We start from the raw sequence: 20,994 nt of genomic DNA on the forward strand, positions 1-20,994 counted from the left end.
ACTAATTTTCAATCAAACCTCGCTACTTTAAATACACCATCTACTTTTTCGATTTTGTGGATGAGTTGTTCTAAGTGCCGAGTGTCATAGACATACAGTTTGATGAGTCCTTCAAAGAGCCCTTCTTCGGTTTCTACCGAAATAGAACGAATATTAATATGGAGCTCATTGGATATAATCCGAGTCAAATCGTTGACCAATCCCACGCGGTCGGTGCCGTCGATGCGGAGTCCTGCCAAAAAAGCAATTTTTTGTTGTGACGTCCATTTTGCTTTAATGACGCGGTTGCCGTGGTTCGACAAAAGCTCTGGGGCATTGGGGCAGGTAGTTCGGTGAATTTTGATGCCTTCGTTGACCGTCACAAACCCAAACACGTCATCGCCAGGAATAGGGTTGCAGCATTGGGCCAAGATGTAGTCAATCTTGTCCATGTCTTCGCCAATGAGCAGCGCGTCGGCGTCGGTGCGCTCGCCGTGCATTTTTTTGAGCTCTTTGGTAAACTGCTTGCCGTCTTGGAGGTCGTCGGTATTTATTTTGGCTTGTATGTTCTGTTTTGCCTCTTTTTCCTGTTTAAATTTCTTGATTTCGTCAGGTTGAATGTAGGCTTTTCCAAAACGATAATAGAGGTCGCTGGGGGTTTTACAGTTAAAATACGCCCTCAGCTGATTGATAAGCTCAAGGGTAACGTCAAGGTGTAAGATTTTACACTTTTTCTCAATAATACTACGGCCGTCGCTGATGTATTGTTTGTTTTCCTCCTTGATAAGTTCTTTAATACGAGCTTTGGCCTTGGAGGTTACCACAAACTTGAGCCAATCTTCGCTTGGTTTTTGGCGTTTGGCCGTGATGATTTCCACTTGGTCGCCGTTGTTGAGTGGCTGACTAATGGGTACCAACGTATTATTGACTTTTGCCGCGATGCATCGAGCTCCCACTTCAGAGTGAATGTCAAACGCAAAATCGAGGGCTGTAGCGCCGCGTTGTAGTACCCGAAGCTCCCCTTTTGGGGTAAAGACAAATACTTCTTCGGCAAACAAGTTGCTGCGGAAATCATCCAAAAACTCCAATGCTGCCGACTTGCTGTCTTTGGTTGCTTCAAGCATTTCGCGGACTTGGTTAATCCACTGGTCGATTCCTTGTCCCGTGCGGGTGTCGTTGCCTTTGTATTTCCAGTGGGCAGCTACGCCTTTTTCGGCAATTTCGTCCATTCGTTTTGAACGAACTTGTACTTCCACCCACTGTCCTTTGTCGGCTCCCTCAGGGCGGTACATAACCGTAATGTGCAACGACTCGTAGCCGTTGGCACGGGGTGTGGCCAACCAATCCTTGAGGCGGTCGATATTGGGCGTGTAGTGGTCGGTAACGATGGAGTAGGCGTGCCAGCAATCCGATTTCTCCGCCTTAATGTCCACCGAATTCATAATAATCCGTACGGCAAACAAATCGTAGATTTCTTCAAACGGCTTTTTTTGTTTCCTCATTTTGTTCCAAATCGAATAAATCGACTTGGGGCGTCCTTTAATAACAAAGTCATAGCCTTGTTCTTTGAGGTCGATGTCAATAGGTTCGATAAACTTATTAATAAACCTATCGCGGGAGGTTTTGGTCGCACGTAGTTTGTTCTTGATTTCCTCGTAGCTTTCGGGCTCGGTATATTTGAGGTAGAGGTCTTCAAGGTCGGTTTTTATCGAGTGCAATCCCAAACGGTGGGCGAGTGGGGCATAGATAAAGATAGTCTCAGACGCAATTTTCAGCTGCTTGTCGCGCGCCATGCTGTCGAGGGTGCGCATGTTGTGGAGGCGGTCGGCGAGCTTAATCATAATAACCCGAATGTCATCCGAGAGCGTAAGGAGCATCTTACGGAAGTTTTCGGCTTGTTGCGACGTACCAAACTCAAACTGTCCCGAAATTTTGGTTAAGCCATCGATGATTTGGGCAACCTTAGGCCCAAACTGATGTTCGATGTCTTTGAGGGTGTAGTCTGTATCTTCTACTACGTCGTGAAGCAACGCACATATAATAGAGGTAGTACCGAGTCCAATTTCCTCAACGCATATTTGGGCGACGGCAATGGGGTGGTAGATATACGGCTCTCCCGACTTGCGGCGCATGTCTTTGTGAGCTTCTACCGACAGATTGAACGCTTTCTTAATTTTTTTGGCGTCATCATCTTTTAAGAAGGGTTTGGCGGCGCGTAATAGTTTTCGGTACCTTTTAAGAATTTCTAAGCGCTCCAATTCCAAATCAATTTCTACTTCGATGGGCATGTTATTGGTGTTCGGTCATCCGAAATTTGTTGTACTCAATACGACTAAGGTAATAAATCGTTGTGTTTTTAACAAGTTTTTTATGATGTAGTAAAAAAAAATAAGTGTTTTTTTTGAGAGTAAATGGCTGATTTATAGTAAGTATAGGCCAAGTAAGATAGGTTTCTCTTTTTAAGAAAGATAAAAAAAATAAAAAAAAGCTTGCATATTGTATTTACAAAAGGTAGTTTTGCATCCCCAAACACACACGCTGCGGGCGTGGTGAAATTGGTAGACATACCAGACTTAGGATCTGGCGCCGCAAGGCATGGGGGTTCGAGTCCCTCCGCCCGCACTATCTGGTTTTATAAATGAGTGATTTAGTGACTTAGTGATTTAGTGATTTCTTACCCACTTTTTCGCTAACCTAATTCACTCATTTTTTTTATAGCATATTTTCAAAATCCCCAATTCAGAAATTTAAACATATATCATGGAGGTTCTGTTAGAAAAAAGCACACCCACCAATGCCACGCTAACCATCAAATTAGCGAAAGAGGATTATCAACCAAAAGTAGATAAAACAATCAAAGATTATAGCAAGCGCGTAGCTTTGAAAGGTTTCCGTCCTGGAAAAGTACCTGCTAATGTAATCCAAAGAATGTACGGTAAAAGCATTGTTATCGACGAAGTAAATAACTTGCTTTCTGAAACCGTAAGTAACTATATCCGTGACAACAAACTTGCCGTAGTGGGCGACCCGCAAATTGACCGCGAAAAAACAGATGCGGTTAATTGGGACAAACAAACGGAATTTGAATTTAGCTACGAATTAGGTTTAGCCTCTGATTTTGAGGTAAATATCGGGGCATTGCCTGCGGTTTCTTCTTACACGATTGAGGCAGGAGAAAAGGAACTTAACGATACCATCGAAAACCTTCGTACGCAGTTTACGGGTCAAATCAACCCTGAAACATCGGAAGCGGGCGATATGCTTTATGGTGAATTGAAGCAAGTCGGTGGCGAATTTTCTACTAAAACAGCGATTCCTTCAAAACAAATCAAAGACGAAGCACAAGCGAAATTCGTTGGTTTGACCAAAGGAAGCGAAGTGACATTTGATATTCGCGATACGTTTGTGGACGACAAAGCCATTGCGCTTTTGACGGGTAAAAAAGAAGAAGAAATCGCTGAATTTACGGGTGAATACGCCTTTGTGGTAGAAGACATCACGCGCCAAGCGCCTTCAGAAATCAACCAAGAGTTTTTTGATAAGGTATTGGGCGTAGGTAAAGCCGAAGATGAAGAGTCGTTCCGTTCACAAGTGGCCGAAATCATCCAACGCAACTACGCACGTGAAGCAGATTCATTGTTGCGCCGCGACATCGACCAGTTGTTGTTGGACAACATCCAAATCGACCTTCCAGAAGCGTTTTTGAAAGATTGGTTGTTCCAACTGAACGAAGGTAAGTTTACCGCAGAACAAATCGACGCTGACTATCCACAATTCACAAAATCGTTGAAGTTGTCGTTGATTAAAAACAAATTGGCCGAGCAAACCGAAATCAAAGTAGAGCAATCAGAAGTGATTGCACGTGCTGAGGACATGGTTCGTGAGCAATTTGGTATCTATGGTGATTCAATGGGCGACCAGATGGAAGAAACCATCCGCAAAATTGCGATGAACTACCTAACTACCGAAAAAGAGAACAACTACTCAAAGATGTTCAACTTGGTGTTTGACGACAAAGTGTTTGAGTACTTGAGCGGCCAAGTGGCAGTTGAGGCAAAAACAATTGACGTAGAGCAGTTCAAAGAAATTGTGAACGCGTTGAGCTAATCACATACATTTATTGCTTAGATTAGGAGGTCGCCACACAATGGCGGCCTCTTTTGTTTTCACTCATCGCCATGAAATCACTAACTGTACTTATCAAACATTTTTGGCCAACCGTTACCCCCGATTTTGAAGTGGCGTTGCAAGAGGCGGTTGTCAGGGAAGAAATTCCTAAAAAAACGGTGATTTTACAAGAAGGGCAAGTAGCCAGAAAGATGTACTTTGTTGAAAAAGGTTGCCTAAGAGGGTATTATCTAAAAGAAGGAAGTGAGGTAAATTCGTGGTTTATGAAAGAGGGTGATTTTGTTATTTCTATTGTTAGTTTTTATACCCAACAACCCTCCGAAGAACTGATTGAGACGCTCGAAGACTGTGTTTTGTGGTCGATTTCTTACCAGCGACTTCACCAATTGTATCTCCAGCACCCAGGATTTAACCAAGTCGGAAGGCTGCTGACGGAACGTTATTATGTGTTGAGCGAACAGCGCACCCAAAGCCTGCGAAAAAAAACAGCCGACGAACGATACCGTCAGCTGATTACATCGTTTCCAGACATTAGCAAGCGAATACCGCTCAAGTACATTGCTTCGTATTTGGGAATTACCTCCGAAACCCTGAGCCGCTTGAGGGCAAAGAAATGGTAAAATTGGGTTTTAGAACTCGCTTATCCCTTCTTTACCAGCATAATCACTCCCGAAGCCCAAGTCATTTTTACCAGCTGAAAACGCGGGTCATTTTCGAGGGTTTGGATGAGATTCGCTGCTTTTTTATCGTGGCCTTTGGGCCAGTTGGGTTGCGGCAACATGTCGTCGATGATATAAAAACCACCCTCCTTGACCAAAGCCAGTGTTTCTTCCAAATGGTTGTATTTCCCTGGCCACGTATCGGCAAAAATGAGGTCGAACTGTCCGTGAGGAAGTTTCACAATCACCTCTTCGCCCAAACTATGAATGAGCTGGAGCCGAGGGTCGGCGCCGAGGTGCTTTTGGGCAATGGCAATGAGTGCTTCGTCAGACTCTACCGAAATAATGTGTGCGTCAGAGGTCATACCTTCGAGCATCCAAGCCGTGGCGCGCCCAGCCCCTGTACCTAGTTCCAGAAATTTGCCTGCGGGTTTGCTGGCAATAAGCGTACGAAGAAAGGCACCCGTAAGGTCATCGGAAGGTTGTCCAAAACTGATAGCCGCCGCATCGGCATCAATGGCGTCTAAGATGGCGGGGGTTTGAGAGATGGGTAAGTCGGTCAATGTATGATGATTAGTTTTGATTGGTTTTGATAATCGTTAATTTTTGGACTAATTCGGTTTTACTGCTGTTGGGGATAGGAATACCTTGATGGAAGCCCTGTAAAAAAAGCGTGTTTTCAACGATTCGTTCTACATAATCGAGGTTGATTAAGTAGGAACGAGAGAGCCTAAAAAAATTAGGAGAAGCAAAATGGGACGAGATTTTGTTAAGGTTCATGCTAATCTCAAAAGGCTTTTGTTGCTCCACTAGAAAAACATTTACATAGGCTCCATCGGCCTCAATGACAACGACTTCGTGAGGGTTGATTTTTTGATAACCTTTGTTTATTACCGAAAAAAACAATCCCGTTGGAGCGTAATTGGGTTGGATGTTTTTATGATTCAGCCATACAATTTCAACCTGCATTCTTAGCTCGTCGGGGTCAAATGGCTTTAATAAGTAGGCAGATGGAAGTGTCTCTTTGGCACGGTCGAAGGTCGCTTTTTCAGAATTAGCCGTGAGGAAAATAAATGGGATGGGATGGATAGAACGGATTTTTTCGGCGGTGATGATGCCATCCGCTGCCGAATTGGTAAGTTTAATGTCGATAATGGCTAAATCAGGCAAATGTTTTTTGACTGATTCTATGGCGGACTCATAATTGCGGGGCGTATCCACGACAATGTGGCCTACGTCTTCCAATGTTTCTTTGATGTCCAATGCCGTAATTGTTTGGTCTTCAACAATTAGAATCCTTAACGGCTGCATAACGAGTGGATAGGTTTGAGTTTTTAACTTGGCAAATCTACGAGAAAAGGAGGTAAAGCGACTGACCGTAAACTAAGAAATTAACCTTTAAAATACATACTAAAACGATAACCGTTGGAGGTATCTACTTGCGACTGGGCATAAAGTTGTTCGAGTTGGGCTCTGATGAGTTTCATACCAAATGTCTTTTTGATGCTTTCGTTAGAAGAAGCATGTAATCCGTTGTCGGTAACAGCGATGTGTATTTGGTCGTTTAATCGTTTACATTCAATCAACAACGAAGGTTGTGGGTGCGTTGGGTAGGCATATTTACAGCAGTTGGTGACAAGTTCGTTGAGAATCAAACCGAAGGGAATGGCTTTGTCGGCATGTAAGTACACATTTTCAATGACGAACTCAGGAGTAATGTGCGCGTAGCCAAAGGTTTTGTGAACCGCCTCGGTGATTTCTTTGATGAAAGCGGGTAAAAAAACGTGCGCGAGTTGCTCCGTATCGTATAGCCTTCGGTGCAAGATAACCATCGACTGAATGCGAAGTTGGCTATTAGTAATGGCCTGAATGGCAGTGTGGTCGGTCAGTTGTCTTGCTTGGAGACTGAGAAGGCTTGATACAGTTTGTAAATTGTTTTTAACGCGGTGGTTTTGTTCATGAACAAGTTGTTGGTTTTTGAGGCTAATGCGTTGGTTTTTGCGGTACAAATTGTAGAAAATAATACTCGCCACAGCCGTAACTGCCAATAAGACAAGAGCTAAGAGGATAGAAATTCGTTGGCTTTTTTCGGTTTCAATTCGGCTATTGATTTCTTGTTGTTGGAGTTGAATTTGTTTTTCTTTTTTCTCAGTTTCATAGACGATACTCAGTTTGCTCAATGCCCCTTGTCGGTCATCCATCAGTTCTTTGTATTCAATTTTATTGAGTTTTTCGGAATGTTCAAGGGCTTTTTTCCAATTTTGAGTTGCTTTACAGAGGTTGACAAGCTCCTGTTGGAATTTGGCCTGAATTTTCGCGTTGATATAAACCGTATCCACCATGTCTTCAATTTTTTGAGCCAATACGGTTGCTTGTTTGTATTTTTTGAAATGAGTATAGGCTGATAAAAGGTTGATAGAAACCGAAATCACTCCTGAATTCCTTCTAACTTTATTTGTAAAAAGAAAACAACATGCTTCAAAATAGCCAATTGCTTTGGGTGAGTTGCGATCTATTAACACTTTTCCAAGCCCTTCATAGGCTTCGGCCAATGCTTCATTATTGTTGTTTTTTTTGGCTATATCAAGGAGTTTTTGGTAATAAAATTGCGCACTATCGAGCCTAGGTAAAGGGCGACGAGGATACTGGGGTGTTTGCCAGTTTTGTTTATGAATTTCTGCCAAAGATTTGTAGGCCCGCATCAAGCCAACTGCTGATTGAATTTTCTTTGCGATAGCAAGAGATTTTCGGATGTGCTTGAGTGCATCTTCGTATTGTAAGGTACTTACGGCCATTTCACATAAGTAAAAATAAAGACGGCCTAGTTCGTAAGTTTCCCCTCGTTTCTCTTGAATCCTGAGTGATTTGGTGAAATAGGCGTGGGCATTTTGGTAATCGCCTGCCGCTGAAAAACTTTTAAAGTACTGGTAATAGGCTTCGGCCAGCAAAACGGTATCTTTTTTCTGAAGTGCTTCTTTTTCAATGGCAATGGCTTTACTATGATAGACAGGATTGAGGGGGAGGGCTTGGCTTGGTAACTGTGCGAAGCAGACAACTGTCCCAAAAAGGAGCCAACAATAAATGAAGCCACTAAACAGGTTGTAAGTTAACATGAGGCAAATGTTGTGGGAATGCAGTTGCCAAAACTAAATAAAAAATAGTGGATTTTAAACGACAAAATTTCGGTCTATCTTTGTTTAAAGAAAGCGAGAAACGATGCAAAAATATCCGATAGGAATTCAGAATTTTCAAGAGCTTATTACGGGAGGGTATCTCTATGTTGACAAAACAGCGTTGATTTACCGCTTGGTGAGTAGGGGAAAATACTACTTTCTGTCGCGTCCTCGTCGTTTTGGGAAGTCGTTGTTGGTGAGTACGTTGCAGGCGTTGTATGAAGGCAAGCGGGAACTGTTTTCGGGTTTGTACATTGGGGATAAATGGGATTTTAGCCAGACGAACCCCACGCTTGTGATTTATTTTAATCAGATGAGTTTGCGGGATGTGGGTTTGGAACAATCGCTGATAACGACGCTTCGCAACGAAGCGCGCCGCCATAATTTGTTGTTGGAGAGTGAAGGGGTGGGCTTTATGTTCCAAGAGCTAATCGAGAAACTCCACGTCAAGACGGGTCGAAAAGTGGTGGTGCTGGTGGATGAATACGACAAGCCGATCGTTGATTATTTGGAGGAGTTGCCCATTGCTCATTTGAATCGTCAGTTGTTGAAGTCGTTTTATGGGATACTCAAACCTTCGGACGAGCATTTGGAGTTTGTGTTGCTGACGGGGGTGAGCAAATTCGCCAAGGTCAGTGTGTTTTCGGATTTGAATAATCTCAATGACATAAGTTTAGATGACGATTACGCTAATTTAGTCGGGATAAGCCAACCTGAATTAGAAGCCAGTTTTGAGGAAGAGATTAGTGTTTTGGCGGCAAAACAAGAAATTTCTAGAGAATCGTTTTTGGACAAAGTGAAAGAGTGGTACAATGGGTATTCCTGGAACGGGACGGATAGGGTTTACAATCCTTTTTCATTATTAAATTTCTTTTCAAAAAGAGGTGCTTTTCAAAATTACTGGTTCAGTACAGGGACGCCTACGTGGCTGGTAAGACTAGCTAAGGAGAAATTTTTGTACGATTTTAGTGATTTGTCAGTGACGGAAGATGAGTTAAACTCGTTCGATATAGAGAACTTGCGTCCAGTCGCCTTATTGTTTCAGACAGGTTACCTGACGATAGTAAGTTACAGCCAAGAGGATTTTTTATACACGCTTGATTTTCCCAATCAAGAAGTAAAACTGTCATTGAACCAATATTTGTTGAAGGCGTATCGTCAAGATGAAAGTGAAGGAGCTTTGTCGATGGTCGTACACCTTCGGAACGCTTTGCAGAACAATGACTTAGCGAAGGCGATGGAAGTGATGGATATGGTGTTTTCGTCGTTGCCTTATGATTTGTGGCAAAATGAGAATGAGCGTTTCTATCACGCACTTATCCACTTGACGTTTACTTTATTGGGCGTATATGTACAGTCGGAGGTTCATACTTCACGGGGCCGTTGTGATGCGTTGGTACAAACGCAACGTTATGTGTATGCGTTTGAATTTAAGTTGGATAAAACGTCATCGGAAGCGTTGGCACAAGTAAAAATGAAAGGCTATTTGACGCCCTACAAACCACTGGGGAAAGCATTGGTGGCAGTGGGCGTCAATTTTTCGACGGCGACGAAATCGGTTGAAAGCTGGGAGGTAGCGGTTTTAAATTGATACGCTGACAAAATTTGGGTCTATCTTTGTTTAAAGAAAGCGAGAAACGATGCAAAAATATCCGATAGGAATTCAGAATTTTCAGAAACTACGGGAGGGTGGCTTTGTTTATATTGACAAAACGGAGTCTGTTTATCGCCTGACGCGACAAGCAGGTTTTTACTTTCTGTCGCGCCCTCGTCGTTTTGGAAAGTCATTGTTGGTGAGTACGTTGCAGGCGTTATACGAAGGCAAGCGGGAACTGTTTTCGGGTTTGTACATTGGGGATAGATGGGATTTTAGCCAGACGAACCCCACGCTTGTGATTTATTTTAATCAGATGAGTTTGCGGGATGTGGGTTTGGAACAATCGCTGAAAACGACGTTGCGCAACGAAGCGCGCCGCCATAATTTGTTGTTGGAGAGTGAAGGGGTGGGCTTTATGTTCCAAGAGCTAATCGAGAAACTACACGTCAAGACGGGTCGAAAAGTGGTGGTGTTGGTGGATGAATACGACAAGCCGATCGTTGATTATTTGGAGGAGTTGCCCATTGCTCATTTGAATCGTCAGTTGTTGAAGTCGTTTTATGGGATACTCAAACCTTCGGACGAGCATTTGGAGTTTGTGTTGTTGACGGGTGTGAGCAAATTTGCCAAGGTCAGTGTATTTTCGGATTTGAATAATCTACGAGATCTTACCCTCAACCCACAATTTTCAGATTTGGTTGGCATTAATCAAGACGAACTTGTCTTGAATTTTAAGGCAGAAATTTCAGACTTAGCCAGTGAACGCGGGATTACGGAGGAGGTATTTTTGGGGCAAATCAAGCATTGGTATAACGGCTATTCTTGGGGGGGCAAGGTCAGTGTTTACAACCCCTTTTCGTTGCTCAACTTTTTTGCGGACAACGGTAGTTTTCAAAATTACTGGTTCAGTACAGGGACGCCTACGTGGCTGGTAAGACTAGCTAAGGAGAAATTTTTGTACGATTTTAGTGATTTGTCAGTGACGGAAGATGAGTTAAACTCGTTCGATATAGAGAACTTGCGTCCAGTCGCCTTATTGTTTCAGACAGGTTACCTGACGATAGTAAGTTACAGCCAAGAGGATTTTTTATATACGCTTGATTTTCCCAATCAAGAAGTAAAACTGTCATTGAACCAATATTTGTTGAAGGCGTATCGTCAAGATGAAAGTGAAGGAGCTTTGTCGATGGTCGTACACCTTCGGAACGCTTTGCAAAACAATGACTTAGCGAAGGCGATGGAGGTGATGGATACGGTGTTTTCGTCGTTGCCTTATGATTTGTGGCAAAATGAGAATGAGCGTTTCTATCACGCACTTATCCACTTGACGTTTACTTTATTGGGCGTATATGTACAGTCGGAGGTTCATACATCACGGGGTCGTTGTGATGCTTTGGTGCAAACGCAGCGTTATGTGTATGGGTTTGAATTTAAGTTGGATAAAACGTCATCGGAGGCGTTGTCACAAGTAAAGGAGAAGGGGTATTTGACGCCCTACAAACCACTGGGGAAAGAATTGGTGGCAGTGGGCGTCAATTTTTCGACGGCGACGAAATCGGTTGAAAGCTGGGAGGTAGCAGTTTTAAATTGATACGCTGACAAAATTTGGGTCTATCTTTGTTTAAAGAAAGCGAGAAACGATGCAAAAATATCCGATAGGAATTCAGAATTTTCAAGAGCTTATTACGGGCGGGTATCTCTATGTTGACAAAACAGAATTGATTTACCGCCTGGTGAGTAGGGGGAAATACTACTTTCTATCGCGCCCTCGTCGTTTTGGGAAGTCGTTGTTGGTGAGTACGTTGCAGGCGTTGTACGAAGGGAAGCGGGAACTGTTTTCGGGTTTGTACATTGGGGATAAATGGGATTTTAGCCAGACGAACCCCACGCTTGTGATTTATTTTAATCAGATGAGTTTGCGGGATGTGGGTTTGGAACAATCGCTGAAAACTACGTTGCGCAACGAAGCGCGCCGCCATAATTTGTTGTTGGAGAGTGAAGGGGTGGGCTTTATGTTCCAAGAGCTAATCGAGAAACTACACGTCAAGACGGGTCGAAAAGTAGTGGTGTTGGTGGATGAATACGACAAGCCGATCGTTGATTATTTGGAGGAGTTGCCCATTGCTCATTTGAATCGTCAGTTGTTGAAGTCGTTTTATGGGATACTCAAACCTTCGGACGAGCATTTGGAGTTTGTGTTGTTGACGGGGGTGAGCAAATTTGCCAAGGTCAGTGTATTTTCGGATTTGAATAATCTGCGAGATCTTACCCTCAACCCACAATTTTCAGATTTGGTTGGTATTAATCAAGACGAACTTATCTTGAATTTTAAGGCAGAAATTTCAGACTTAGCCAGTGAACGCGGGATTACGGAGGAGGTATTTTTGGGGCAAATCAAGCATTGGTATAACGGCTATTCTTGGGGGGGCAAGGTCAGTGTTTACAACCCCTTTTCGTTGCTCAACTTTTTTGCGGACAACGGTAGCTTTCAAAATTACTGGTTCAGTACAGGGACGCCTACGTGGTTAATTGGATTGTTGCGTAGCCGAGGGGTTTATCAGATAGAGGGGCAGGAGGTATCGGCAATTAGTTTAGATACCTTTGATATTGAACAATTAGAAGTCTATCCTATCTTATTCCAAACGGGCTATTTGACGATACGTTCAGCGGAAGATGGGATTTATGTGTTGGATTACCCTAACCAAGAAGTGAAGCAATCGTTTTTGCAATATTTGCTGCAAGGCTATCGGCAAGGGTCATTGGGAGAGGGCTTGCCTCTGGTCGTACATCTTCGGAATGCTTTGCAGAACAATGACTTAGCGAAGGCGATGGAGGTGATGGATACGGTGTTTTCGTCGTTGCCTTATGATTTGTGGCAAAATGAGAATGAGCGTTTCTATCACGCACTTATCCACTTGACGTTTACTTTATTGGGCGTATATGTACAGTCGGAGGTTCATACATCACGGGGTCGTCGTGATGCTTTGGTGCAAACGCAGCGTTATGTGTATGGGTTTGAATTTAAGTTGGATAAAACGTCATCGCAGGCGTTGTCACAAGTAAAGGAGAAGGGGTATTTGACGCCCTACAAACCACTGGGGAAAGAATTGGTGGCAGTGGGCGTCAATTTTTCGACGGCGACGAAATCGGTTGAAAGCTGGGAGGTGGAAATTATTTTGTAGCGTATTGGCTCAAATCAGGGCGTTTAAAATCCGTAAATATACTTTCAGGAAGTTGATCAAACACCATAATATCGGTCAAGTCGCGGTCGCCACGCTCGCCCGAAAGTAAAATTTTTCCGTGTTTTTTGTAATCAGTCCACGGACGAATAAAGCCAGGTTTCTCGGCGTCAAATTTGGGATAATACGCCCATTGCCACACCAAATGATTGCTTTTGTTGACCCAAAGTTTGTACTTATTGTCAGGAGTATTTCCTACATTTTTGAACGTCAATTGAATCACATCTGCTTCGGCTCCGTCCTGCGTTTTTTCTTCCCCAAGGTATTTTAAAGTAACGCCCGAGTCTTTGAGTTTGAAGGGCATAGTGAGCCAATACCCGTCATTTATCCAAGCACCTTTCCCTTGCTTTAAATACTTCGCCAATGAGTCGGGGTGGGTTTGTTCTTGTCCGTATTTGAAAACCCGTCCTTTGCCGTCGTTGATGTTTAATAAAATGGTTTGGTCATTGTTTACATTGTCAACGCGGACATTACCAGTCCATTTGTCCCAAATCAATTTTCGGTTTCCAAAGAAGTTCCAGGCAATAAAACGGGTTTTGTCCCAGTTTTTACGCCCGCCCATCGCGTCCATCGCTTTATCGGCAAGCTCAATGGCTTTGGGGTCAGAGCCTGCTTGGTCAAAGCCAGCCGCTGCAGGGTTTTTCTGGGCAAAAAGTGCACCTGCGAATAGAAGGCACACAAGCATACTGGTAGAAAAAAAATGCTTCATAAATGTGGTTTTTAGGGTTAAAATTCGCAAAAAGTAAGCATCTACTGTCCTAATTGATGTTAATCAGGAAGATAACTGATTTTTGTCATACATTTTTCAGTTTTATAGAGAGAATTTTACATCGTTCAATTCAACCACACACAACGATGAGAGCACTATTAGTTCCGATAGATTTTTCCGAAAATTCACAACGAGCGTTGGAGTTTGCGCAGGAAATAGCCGAACGTTACGACGCAGGTATATCATTGGTTCACGCCTTTCATCCGCCCGTTGTGGATCCTAACCTGCCTGCGGAAACGCTCGTAGCGTTGGCCGAACAAACCGAAAAACTCAACCAAGAAACCCTCTTGAAGTGGGAAAGTGACTGTAGAGCGGATGGTTTTGCGTGCCAAAGTAAACTCGTTTACGGCGCGGCTGCGGAAGTGATTTTGGAGGAAATCAAAACGCAAAAGCCGATTTTGGTGGTGATGGGAAGAACAGGAAAAGGGGGTTGGTTGGATAAAATTATTGGCAGTGTAGCGGCTGGTGTTGCAGGAAAAGCAAGTTGCCCTGTATTGGTTTTACCGCCCCAAACAGAAACTCGTACGATTCGGAAAATTGTGTATGCAACCGAACTCGAACGCCCCGAAGAAAATGCGCTTGGATTTGCATTCAACCTCGCCGAACACTTTAAAGCGGAGCTTGATTTAGTAAAAGTAAGAGCGCCTTTTGAAGTGGATGTGTTTAACGATGAGGAGTTTATGCAGGACATTGCGGCGGTTTTGGGTACTAAAAAGTACGCTTTGCAGGTCATAGAAGCCGACTCAGTTGTAGGAGGTCTCCAAACGTACGCCGACGAACAACACGCGGATTTGATCGTAATGGCTACCCGCAAGCGGGATTGGCTATCGGGCATTATCAATCCGAGCGTGTCGAAAAAAATGGTACTTGCTACGCACATTCCCGTGCTAGTGTGCCACTTAGAAACTGTAGAGACATTAGAAGTATAGTGCTGAACAGAGCACTCAAACTATAAAAATCTTGCGAGAATGGGTTGTTTATAGCACACCTAGGGTCGGTTTGACCCTAGGTGTCTTTGTTTTTAGAAGTCGCCTGTATAAAATGGACTGACGACATAACGGCTAGAGTCGCGCTGCAAGCGATTGGAGGCGCGTTCAATCCAAACTACATAGTCGGTTTGGCCTTTTAGTCGGTTGAGAATACCTGAAAAATCTTCCTTCGCCTGACGTTTATGCGCATAGACCTTGGCGACCTGCTGAATATGCACTTTATGAAGTTCTTGGAGCGTCATTTCTTTGCCATCAACAAACAGGGTGACGTTGTCTTGGTATTTTGGATAGATGTCTAAGTATTTGTCGGGTCGAACATATACCATCGTTCCCTGGCGTTTGAAGAAACTTGCTTCCAACAATTGATTCATGTTGCCCGACCAAGTTCTTTCCATTTTTTCGCGATATTCGGCGGGATAGGTTTGAGTCCCTTTGATTTTATCTTTGAAAGAAATGTCAAATAGAGATTGCTTAAATGCGCTGTTGTGGGTAAATAAACCTTCTTGCGCTAGGACTTGAGAAAGCGAATTGGGGTAGTCAGATGGGTGAATGTCGGGATAGCAACCCACTTCTGGGTCGTAACAAAAATCAAAAAAGGCCATTTTATATCCTTCTGATGTCTTGTCTCTTCGCCTGATAATTTTCATGGCTTCGCTGCCATAGTTGCCCAAAATTACGTTTTTGATGTCGGAAATGCGCCCTTCCGCGTCGTGTTCTACTCCTTGAAGTTCAAAAGTAACTCCGTGTTTTTTTAATGTTTTTTGAATGGCAGTGAGGTCTTTATCGGTGGCATAAGGAGTGATAACACCATATAATTTTCCTTTTTTGGCGACCAAATAACGGGTTCCGAACTCGGAGGGAGACGAGACTTCAGGCAAAGTAAATGATTGAAAACACGTTAAAATAATACTAAAAACGAGCCCAATCGAGACGTACTTCCAGCTGCTTCGCCACGTTGAAGTTCTATTCATCATCGCAATCCGACTTTTGAGGAGTGATTGGTTGAAGTGGTTGGTAAACGTAAAATGTTCGGGGGAGGTGAAGGTTTTCATGGCAGTATAGGTGATTGATTCGTGAAAATGGCAAACGCTCGCTTGATGATTTGAGAGTTTTCATCATCGTACCAAGCATAACAATGCACGGCGTATAAGTTATTGATTGTCAGCTTTTCGGCGTCTTCGAGGGTAGAGGTTTGATTGTCGATGATAAAAAGGGCCTCTCGGTAAAAACTTTCAATGCGCAACTGTTTCTCGGGTGAAAAATAGATTTGATTTCGTGCGCCTGTTTGGCATAAGTAGTTGAATCCACTTTCTTTAAATTCCGAAAAACTTACCTTTTTTCCTTGGGTGATGGCTTTGATACGTGCTTGGTATTCTCTTTTCAGGAGCTCATAGCGGTGGCTATGAATCCAATGATTTACCTCTTGTTCGTCTTTTTTTGTAAGTTCCGCGAGTGAGGCAGCGGCTGCGTAGGAACGACCTGCGCTACAAAAATTTTTTGCGATTTCGATGGAGCCACCTGTAGTCGCAATTGGTTTGTTGGTGTCATCAATTCTGCTTTGACATTGGCTTTTTTTATCATTGTGCGCCCAGGTGGTTGTTAAGTCAATGGCCGTGATGAAATGGCTGAGTGGGTCAAATTTGATTTGATCAACCGAAAAATTCCACCCAATCTTTCTAAATTCGTCTTGAATATTGGCTAAATCCTGCAACGTACATTTGGGGGTAAGAACCCAATAAAGTCGATTGTTTTGAAACACAACGTAAGGCGTTTTGGAAAACAAGGTATCTGAAAGGGCGGTTGAAGCAATTTCAGCTGTTGCGACGGGAGCTGGGGCTAGTTTAAAATCATTGAAATGAACGATTGGTGAGGTTTGGGTGGAAGTGAAAACAGTTTCCAATTCAGGTACTTTCTGAACAATTATCTTTTGCACCTCCTCCCGATACGGCTTTGTAAACGCCGCACACACCCAAATCGAGGCAATAAACAGCCCGTATTTACCGAAGGCTTTCCAGCTAGATTTACGTTTGTTCATCATCGTAATCCGACTTTTGAGGAGCGATTGGTTGAAGTGGTTGGTAAACGTAAAATGTTCGGGGGAGGTGAAGATTTTCATGGCAGTTATTGGTAAAATTATATACTGTGATTAACACTATTACTCGGTAAAAATTAGAATGTAGTTTTTACGTTGATTTTTATCTTTCTCCCACGTCTCTTTAAAAATCGCTGAATAAAAATCTTTGAGAGCTATTTTCTCTACTTCTTCCAATGTTGAGGGTTTTCCGTTAAGTAGGATGATATCATTACGATGAGGTTCGGCTACTTGGAGAAAGTCATTTTCATTTAAATTGAGAAGACCTGAATTTTTCCCTTTATAATATTCCAAGGCTTCCCGCCTCATTCTCCTACCTCCTCCTCCTATTTTGGAATCCGTTTCTATAATAAAGTATTCTATGCGATTTTTATAAAAATCCTCATTAGCAATTTTTTCATCTTGTTCTGAAATTGTTTTTAGAATTGGATGCATATTTTCTTTGTTAGTAGTACCGCACCCACCTGGTACAATTGTAATATATCCGCCATGAGAGGTAAGAGGTTTTAGAATATTATCGCCTTCGTCCCATTCACAACTACTACTGTTCGGTCTGATGGATATTACTGCAATACGCTGTAGAAATGATTGCTTGGGATCCATCTTCATTTCTCGTATTTCAAGTACAAGATTATGTTTTTTAAACTCTTGTTTCATTGCAAAAAAATCTTCTAAAGTAGTTTTGGGTGTAATGACCCAATGCAATGTTTTACCTTCATAAATCACATATTTTGTCGAGGAAATTAACTTCTGTGTATCTGTCTTGGCAATCATTGGAGTCTCAGCCGCAACTTGTGCTGAATCTTTTGACAGCTGATTCGAAGGTTTTTCCAGTACGAAATCGTTTAAAACTGGTTTTGGGGCTATTTCGGTTTGCAAAACAAGTTTCAATTCAGGTACTTTCTCAACGATTTGAGCTGCGACTTTTGCTCGATAAGGCTTTGTAAACGCCGCGCATACCCAAATTGAGGCAATAAACAGCCCGTATTTACCGAAAGATTTCCAGTTGGATTTACGTTTGTTCATCATGGCTATTCTGTTTTTTAGTAAAGATTGGTTGAAGTGGTTGGTAAACGTAAAATGTTCGGGGGAGGTGAGGGTTTTCATGGCAGTTTTTTGAATTTTTTAGTATAAATTGCTATGACACTATAGTGACGTATTGTGTCGGAAGGCGGATAAAAATCATGGAAGTTTACACAAGTAATATCACCAAACGATAACTTTTCAGCATTTGAAAGTTGATTTGTCCTACCATCAATTACCAATTCTGTCCTTCTAGCGAAGTCTTCAAAACGCAATTTCCTGTTTTTATCAAAGTAAAACCTATTTTTTACTCCTGTTTGTGAGAAGTAGTTAAGGTTATCTAAACTAAAATTTAAACTGTGGACTGTATTTTTATTTCTGTGTTCATTAAGCTCAATTTCCAAATATTTCTCACGATTTTTTCTAACCCAATCATCTGCTATTTTTTGGTCATCTAAAGCCACTTGATAAAGTGGGCTTTTAGAAAGATGGCCTCCTATAGTAACATATCCAGTCTTTATGTCTATTGTCCCATAAATACCAGTCACAGGAATTTTAAATTTGGGATAAAAATGTTCGTGCGTAACAGATTTCCCCTTGTCGTTCCTATCAATTCGCAAACCAGCATCTAATAAATGATGGCTTAGTGGGTCATATTTGGTATGAGTTATCGAAAATAGACAATTTATTTTGCGAAACTCTTTTTGGATAGATATAATGTCTGATTGTTTGACCATAGGAGTAAGAATCCATTCTATATATCCTTCATTAAAAATGATATACTTAGTTTGTGAAACTAATGTATCGACTGGAGGCAGGAGTATTGCCTTGGTTATTTGGGTCTTTTTATTTAAAGAAGTTTCTTGAAAAACTACATCTTTCAAAGTGGGTTTTATCGTAGTTTTATTTTCAACAACTGCCTCCAATTCAGGTACTTTCTCAACGATTTGAGCTGCAACTTTTGTCCGATACGGCTTCGTAAACGCCGCACTGACCCAAAGCGAGGCAATAAATAGCCCGTACTTACCGAAGGCTTTCCAGCTAGACTTGCGTTTGTTCATCATCGTAATCCGACTTTTGAGGAGCGATTGGTTGAAGTGGTTGGCGAAGGTTTGTTGGGAAGTGCTGAGGGTACTTCGTAACAAATGAAATTGATATGATTTCTTCTCAACACCCGTATCCAGCACGGCGCGGTCGGTGATGTATTCGAGGGTTTCTTGTACCAAACGCTGGTGCCACCACGCAAAAGGATTGAACCAAAAAACACACTTGAGCAGCTCCGAACTGAGCATATCGAGGCTGTGGTACTGCTGAGCGTGGATGCACTCGTGCGTCCATACCTGTTCCCATTCGTCGGTGGTGTGTTGGTGAGGGTTGTAAAAAATCCAGTGAAAAAATGAAAAAGGGGCTGTAAGGGTTGGGTTTTCGACCAATACTACGTTAAAATCGGTGGCATAAAGCGTGCTTTTCTGCTTGAGCCGCCAAAGGGAAGCCAATTGTACCAAAAATTTTGTCCCTAACAGTCCCACGCCCAGCCAATAGACCAACGCAATCCAAGAAAAGAGTGTCCACGTTTTTTGTGGAGATGCGACAGAGCTGACCGCCTGACGCACTTCCTTAAATGTTGGTGCAGCAGTGCGCGGTGACGACACCTGAGTAGTAGTTGAGAAGGGCTGTTTTGGCGCTTTTTCCTTGGTCCAAGATGCGGCTTGATTGACGATTTGAGCGGGGGTATCGGGTACCCATTCCCAATCGGGGACGGGGACGACGGGCAAAACCAAGGTCGCGGCTACATTGATCCACAGCAACCATCGATTCACCTGCAAAAAAGTTTCGCGTTTGACGAGCCAAGCATAGGCACCCGTCAAAATAGCCATCACCAAACTGGCTTTCAGTAGATAGGAGAGGAGTTCGAAGTTCACGGTTTAGTCGAGGTTAAAGGATGGATGGTCACTGTGAGAGGGAGGTTTAAGTATCGCTACCGCCTTCAATCATGCGTAAGATTTCGCGCAGTTCATCGGCAGAAACTTTGTCGTTTTGGGCAAAATACGAAACCAAGTTTTTGTACGAATTGTCAAAGTAATTGTCAACCAACTTGCTGATAACGAATTGGTTTTGATAGGATTCTTTTGACACCAGCGGATAATATTCGTAGGTGTTTCCGTAGGTTCGATGCCCGATGTAGCCTTTTTCTTCGAGATTCCGAATGATGGTCGAGACGGTATTGTAGTGCAATGGCGGGTTGGTGAAAAACGGCATAAGGTCTTTCACAAAAGCACGTTCTACTTTCCAAAGCGCGTGCATAATTTCTTCTTCTTTGTTGGTTAGCTTTTCCATACTACAAATATAGTACTATAACTGTAGTTTGCAAACTATTTTTGTAGGATTTTTTTTAATGTGCATTTCCAAACCATTTTTTGCATTTTTGGTTTGACAATATGTGTATCAACCTATATCACTGTTTAACTCATTCACCAATGAAAAAATTGATTCTTGTTGGGGCGATGTTTGCTATGCAGGCATTTATCCAACGCCCAGTTGAAACCCCGATTCCATTGTGTCAAACTTCGCACGATATGGCTACGTGGGCGGCTGATGCCAATTTTATGGCCATGCACGAAGCTCCCGAAGCATATCACTATGCGGGTAAGGGAGAAACCATTAAGTTTTCGACACCTGATGGAAAAGAGGCGTCGGGCTTTTTGATTAAAGCCCCTAAGAAGTCAGACAAGTGGCTTTTTGTCTATCAAGAATGGTGGGGGCTCAACGACCACATCAAGCACGAAGCCGAGACGTTCTACAACGATTTGGGCGACGTAAACGTGTTGGCCTTGGATATGTACGACGGCCAAGTAGGTACAACGCCGCAAGAAGCGGGCAAAATCATGCAATCGGTTCCCAAAGAGCGTTTGACGGCCATCATGCAGGGAGCATTGGCACACGTTGGTAAAAAAGCCAAAATTGCGAGTGTAGGCTGGTGCTTCGGCGGTATGTTGTCGTTGCAATCGGCGCTGTTGGAAGGCAAGCAAGCGGTGGGTTGCGTGATGTACTACGGTCGCCCTGAGCAGGATGTAGAAAAACTGAAGACGTTGAACGTGGACGTATTGGGTGTTTTTGGCAAACAAGACAAAGCCCCTTCGCCCGAAATGGTGGCTCAATTTGAAGAAAATATGAAGGCAGCGGGTAAGCAAGTGACCGTGAAAATGTACGACGCAGTACACGGTTTTGCCAATCCAAGTAACCCTAAGCACGACGCAACGGCGACGGCTGATGCGTACAAGCACTCAATCGAGTATTTGAAGAAGAAGTTTAGCTAGTGGCAAACTCATAAAATAAACCTATAAGG

Annotated in this window: 17 protein-coding genes and 1 tRNA gene; 8 read left to right on the plus strand and 10 right to left on the minus strand. The window is 42.9% G+C overall.

Annotated features, from left to right (window positions below; genetic code table 11):
• Window positions 1-8 precede the first annotated feature (8 nt).
• Entirely contained in the window at window positions 9-2,267 is a 2,259-nt protein-coding gene (locus AC23N5_RS20285) for a RelA/SpoT family protein (RefSeq protein WP_183971275.1), read from the minus strand.
• A 252-nt stretch (window positions 2,268-2,519) separates the two neighbouring features.
• Here AC23N5_RS20285 and AC23N5_RS20290 point away from each other — a divergent pair.
• The 3 genes from AC23N5_RS20290 (at window position 2,520) to AC23N5_RS20300 (ending at window position 4,727) form a co-directional block, all read left to right on the plus strand.
• Window positions 2,520-2,601 (plus strand) — tRNA-Leu (locus AC23N5_RS20290).
• A 138-nt stretch (window positions 2,602-2,739) separates the two neighbouring features.
• A complete protein-coding gene (gene tig, locus AC23N5_RS20295) occupies window positions 2,740-4,086 on the plus strand; it encodes a trigger factor (protein ID WP_487757013.1) in 1,347 nt (448 codons plus the stop codon).
• 71 nt (window positions 4,087-4,157) lie between these two features.
• A complete protein-coding gene (locus AC23N5_RS20300; RefSeq protein ID WP_487757014.1) occupies window positions 4,158-4,727 on the plus strand; it encodes a Crp/Fnr family transcriptional regulator in 570 nt (189 codons plus the stop codon).
• Between the two features lie 20 nt (window positions 4,728-4,747).
• Here AC23N5_RS20300 and AC23N5_RS20305 read toward each other — a convergent pair whose 3' ends face one another.
• The 3 genes from AC23N5_RS20305 to AC23N5_RS20315 all read right to left on the minus strand — a co-directional run bounded on the left by AC23N5_RS20305 (window position 4,748) and on the right by AC23N5_RS20315 (window position 7,879).
• Window positions 4,748-5,329 (minus strand): O-methyltransferase, encoded by a 582-nt coding sequence (locus tag AC23N5_RS20305; RefSeq protein ID WP_487757015.1) that lies wholly within the window; start codon window positions 5,327-5,329, stop codon window positions 4,748-4,750.
• Between the two features lie 10 nt (window positions 5,330-5,339).
• Entirely contained in the window at window positions 5,340-6,077 is a 738-nt protein-coding gene (locus AC23N5_RS20310) for a response regulator (RefSeq protein WP_487757016.1), read from the minus strand.
• An 80-nt stretch (window positions 6,078-6,157) separates the two neighbouring features.
• Window positions 6,158-7,879: a tetratricopeptide repeat-containing sensor histidine kinase gene (locus tag AC23N5_RS20315; RefSeq protein WP_487757017.1), complete on the minus strand. Its 1,722-nt coding sequence runs from the start codon at window positions 7,877-7,879 to the stop codon at window positions 6,158-6,160.
• Between the two features lie 103 nt (window positions 7,880-7,982).
• Here AC23N5_RS20315 and AC23N5_RS20320 point away from each other — a divergent pair, with 103 nt between their 5' ends.
• From AC23N5_RS20320 to AC23N5_RS20330, 3 genes are read left to right on the plus strand one after another with little or no spacing between them, the layout of a single operon-like run.
• Complete coding sequence (locus AC23N5_RS20320) at window positions 7,983-9,530, plus strand: ATP-binding protein (RefSeq protein ID WP_487757018.1); 1,548 nt, start codon at window positions 7,983-7,985, stop codon at window positions 9,528-9,530.
• A gap of 49 nt (window positions 9,531-9,579) precedes the next feature.
• Window positions 9,580-11,127, plus strand: a complete 1,548-nt coding sequence (locus AC23N5_RS20325; RefSeq protein ID WP_487757019.1) for an ATP-binding protein — start codon at window positions 9,580-9,582, stop codon at window positions 11,125-11,127.
• Window positions 11,128-11,176: 49 nt separating this feature from the next.
• Window positions 11,177-12,718, plus strand: coding sequence for an ATP-binding protein (locus AC23N5_RS20330; RefSeq protein ID WP_487757020.1), 1,542 nt, complete (start codon window positions 11,177-11,179; stop codon window positions 12,716-12,718).
• On the opposite strand, the gene AC23N5_RS20335 is transcribed toward AC23N5_RS20330, so the two are convergent.
• Window positions 12,708-13,484 carry a hypothetical protein gene (locus tag AC23N5_RS20335; protein WP_487757021.1) on the minus strand — a complete coding sequence of 259 codons (777 nt, stop codon included), beginning with the start codon at window positions 13,482-13,484 and terminating at the stop codon, window positions 12,708-12,710. The two genes, AC23N5_RS20330 and AC23N5_RS20335, sit on opposite strands and share 11 nt — an antisense overlap.
• 146 nt (window positions 13,485-13,630) lie before the next feature.
• On the opposite strand from AC23N5_RS20335, the gene AC23N5_RS20340 reads away from it, so the two are divergent.
• A complete protein-coding gene (locus AC23N5_RS20340; protein ID WP_183971281.1) occupies window positions 13,631-14,473 on the plus strand; it encodes a universal stress protein in 843 nt (280 codons plus the stop codon).
• A gap of 92 nt (window positions 14,474-14,565) precedes the next feature.
• Here the strand turns inward: AC23N5_RS20340 and AC23N5_RS20345 are convergent, their stop codons facing one another.
• Genes AC23N5_RS20345 through AC23N5_RS20365 form a run of 5 tightly spaced genes read right to left on the minus strand, consistent with a single transcriptional unit; the run spans window position 14,566 to window position 19,985 of the window.
• Entirely contained in the window at window positions 14,566-15,585 is a 1,020-nt protein-coding gene (locus AC23N5_RS20345) for a hypothetical protein (protein ID WP_487757022.1), read from the minus strand.
• Window positions 15,582-16,649: a hypothetical protein gene (locus tag AC23N5_RS20350; protein ID WP_487757023.1), complete on the minus strand. Its 1,068-nt coding sequence runs from the start codon at window positions 16,647-16,649 to the stop codon at window positions 15,582-15,584. Before AC23N5_RS20350 ends, AC23N5_RS20345 begins: the two co-directional genes overlap by 4 nt.
• A gap of 39 nt (window positions 16,650-16,688) precedes the next feature.
• The gene (locus tag AC23N5_RS20355) at window positions 16,689-17,732 is read right to left on the minus strand and encodes a hypothetical protein (RefSeq protein WP_487757024.1); all 1,044 of its coding nucleotides are present in this window, start codon (window positions 17,730-17,732) and stop codon (window positions 16,689-16,691) included.
• Window positions 17,729-19,570 (minus strand): M56 family metallopeptidase, encoded by a 1,842-nt coding sequence (locus AC23N5_RS20360; protein WP_487757025.1) that lies wholly within the window; start codon window positions 19,568-19,570, stop codon window positions 17,729-17,731. The genes AC23N5_RS20355 and AC23N5_RS20360 overlap by 4 nt, the downstream gene beginning before the upstream one ends.
• A gap of 46 nt (window positions 19,571-19,616) precedes the next feature.
• Window positions 19,617-19,985 carry a BlaI/MecI/CopY family transcriptional regulator gene (locus tag AC23N5_RS20365; RefSeq protein ID WP_028527249.1) on the minus strand — a complete coding sequence of 123 codons (369 nt, stop codon included), beginning with the start codon at window positions 19,983-19,985 and terminating at the stop codon, window positions 19,617-19,619.
• 140 nt (window positions 19,986-20,125) lie between these two features.
• Here AC23N5_RS20365 and AC23N5_RS20370 point away from each other — a divergent pair, with 140 nt between their 5' ends.
• The gene (locus AC23N5_RS20370; RefSeq protein WP_183971286.1) at window positions 20,126-20,965 is read left to right on the plus strand and encodes a dienelactone hydrolase family protein; all 840 of its coding nucleotides are present in this window, start codon (window positions 20,126-20,128) and stop codon (window positions 20,963-20,965) included.
• Window positions 20,966-20,994 lie beyond the last annotated feature (29 nt).

This window comes from Runella sp. R5_40 (assembly GCF_057652295.1).

Coding starts and splice junctions, on each gene's coding strand:
- AC23N5_RS20330 (WP_487757020.1), top strand. CDS start 11,177: ATGCAAAAATATCCGATAGGAATTCAGAATTTTCAAGAGCTTATTACG.
- AC23N5_RS20320 (WP_487757018.1), top strand. CDS start 7,983: ATGCAAAAATATCCGATAGGAATTCAGAATTTTCAAGAGCTTATTACG.
- AC23N5_RS20310 (WP_487757016.1), bottom strand. CDS start 6,077: ATGCAGCCGTTAAGGATTCTAATTGTTGAAGACCAAACAATTACGGCA.
- AC23N5_RS20370 (WP_183971286.1), top strand. CDS start 20,126: ATGAAAAAATTGATTCTTGTTGGGGCGATGTTTGCTATGCAGGCATTT.
- AC23N5_RS20365 (WP_028527249.1), bottom strand. CDS start 19,985: ATGGAAAAGCTAACCAACAAAGAAGAAGAAATTATGCACGCGCTTTGG.
- AC23N5_RS20355 (WP_487757024.1), bottom strand. CDS start 17,732: ATGAAAACCCTCACCTCCCCCGAACATTTTACGTTTACCAACCACTTC.
- tig (WP_487757013.1), top strand. CDS start 2,740: ATGGAGGTTCTGTTAGAAAAAAGCACACCCACCAATGCCACGCTAACC.
- AC23N5_RS20325 (WP_487757019.1), top strand. CDS start 9,580: ATGCAAAAATATCCGATAGGAATTCAGAATTTTCAGAAACTACGGGAG.
- AC23N5_RS20335 (WP_487757021.1), bottom strand. CDS start 13,484: ATGAAGCATTTTTTTTCTACCAGTATGCTTGTGTGCCTTCTATTCGCA.
- AC23N5_RS20300 (WP_487757014.1), top strand. CDS start 4,158: ATGAAATCACTAACTGTACTTATCAAACATTTTTGGCCAACCGTTACC.
- AC23N5_RS20350 (WP_487757023.1), bottom strand. CDS start 16,649: ATGAAAATCTTCACCTCCCCCGAACATTTTACGTTTACCAACCACTTC.
- AC23N5_RS20340 (WP_183971281.1), top strand. CDS start 13,631: ATGAGAGCACTATTAGTTCCGATAGATTTTTCCGAAAATTCACAACGA.
- AC23N5_RS20315 (WP_487757017.1), bottom strand. CDS start 7,879: ATGTTAACTTACAACCTGTTTAGTGGCTTCATTTATTGTTGGCTCCTT.
- AC23N5_RS20285 (WP_183971275.1), bottom strand. CDS start 2,267: ATGCCCATCGAAGTAGAAATTGATTTGGAATTGGAGCGCTTAGAAATT.
- AC23N5_RS20345 (WP_487757022.1), bottom strand. CDS start 15,585: ATGAAAACCTTCACCTCCCCCGAACATTTTACGTTTACCAACCACTTC.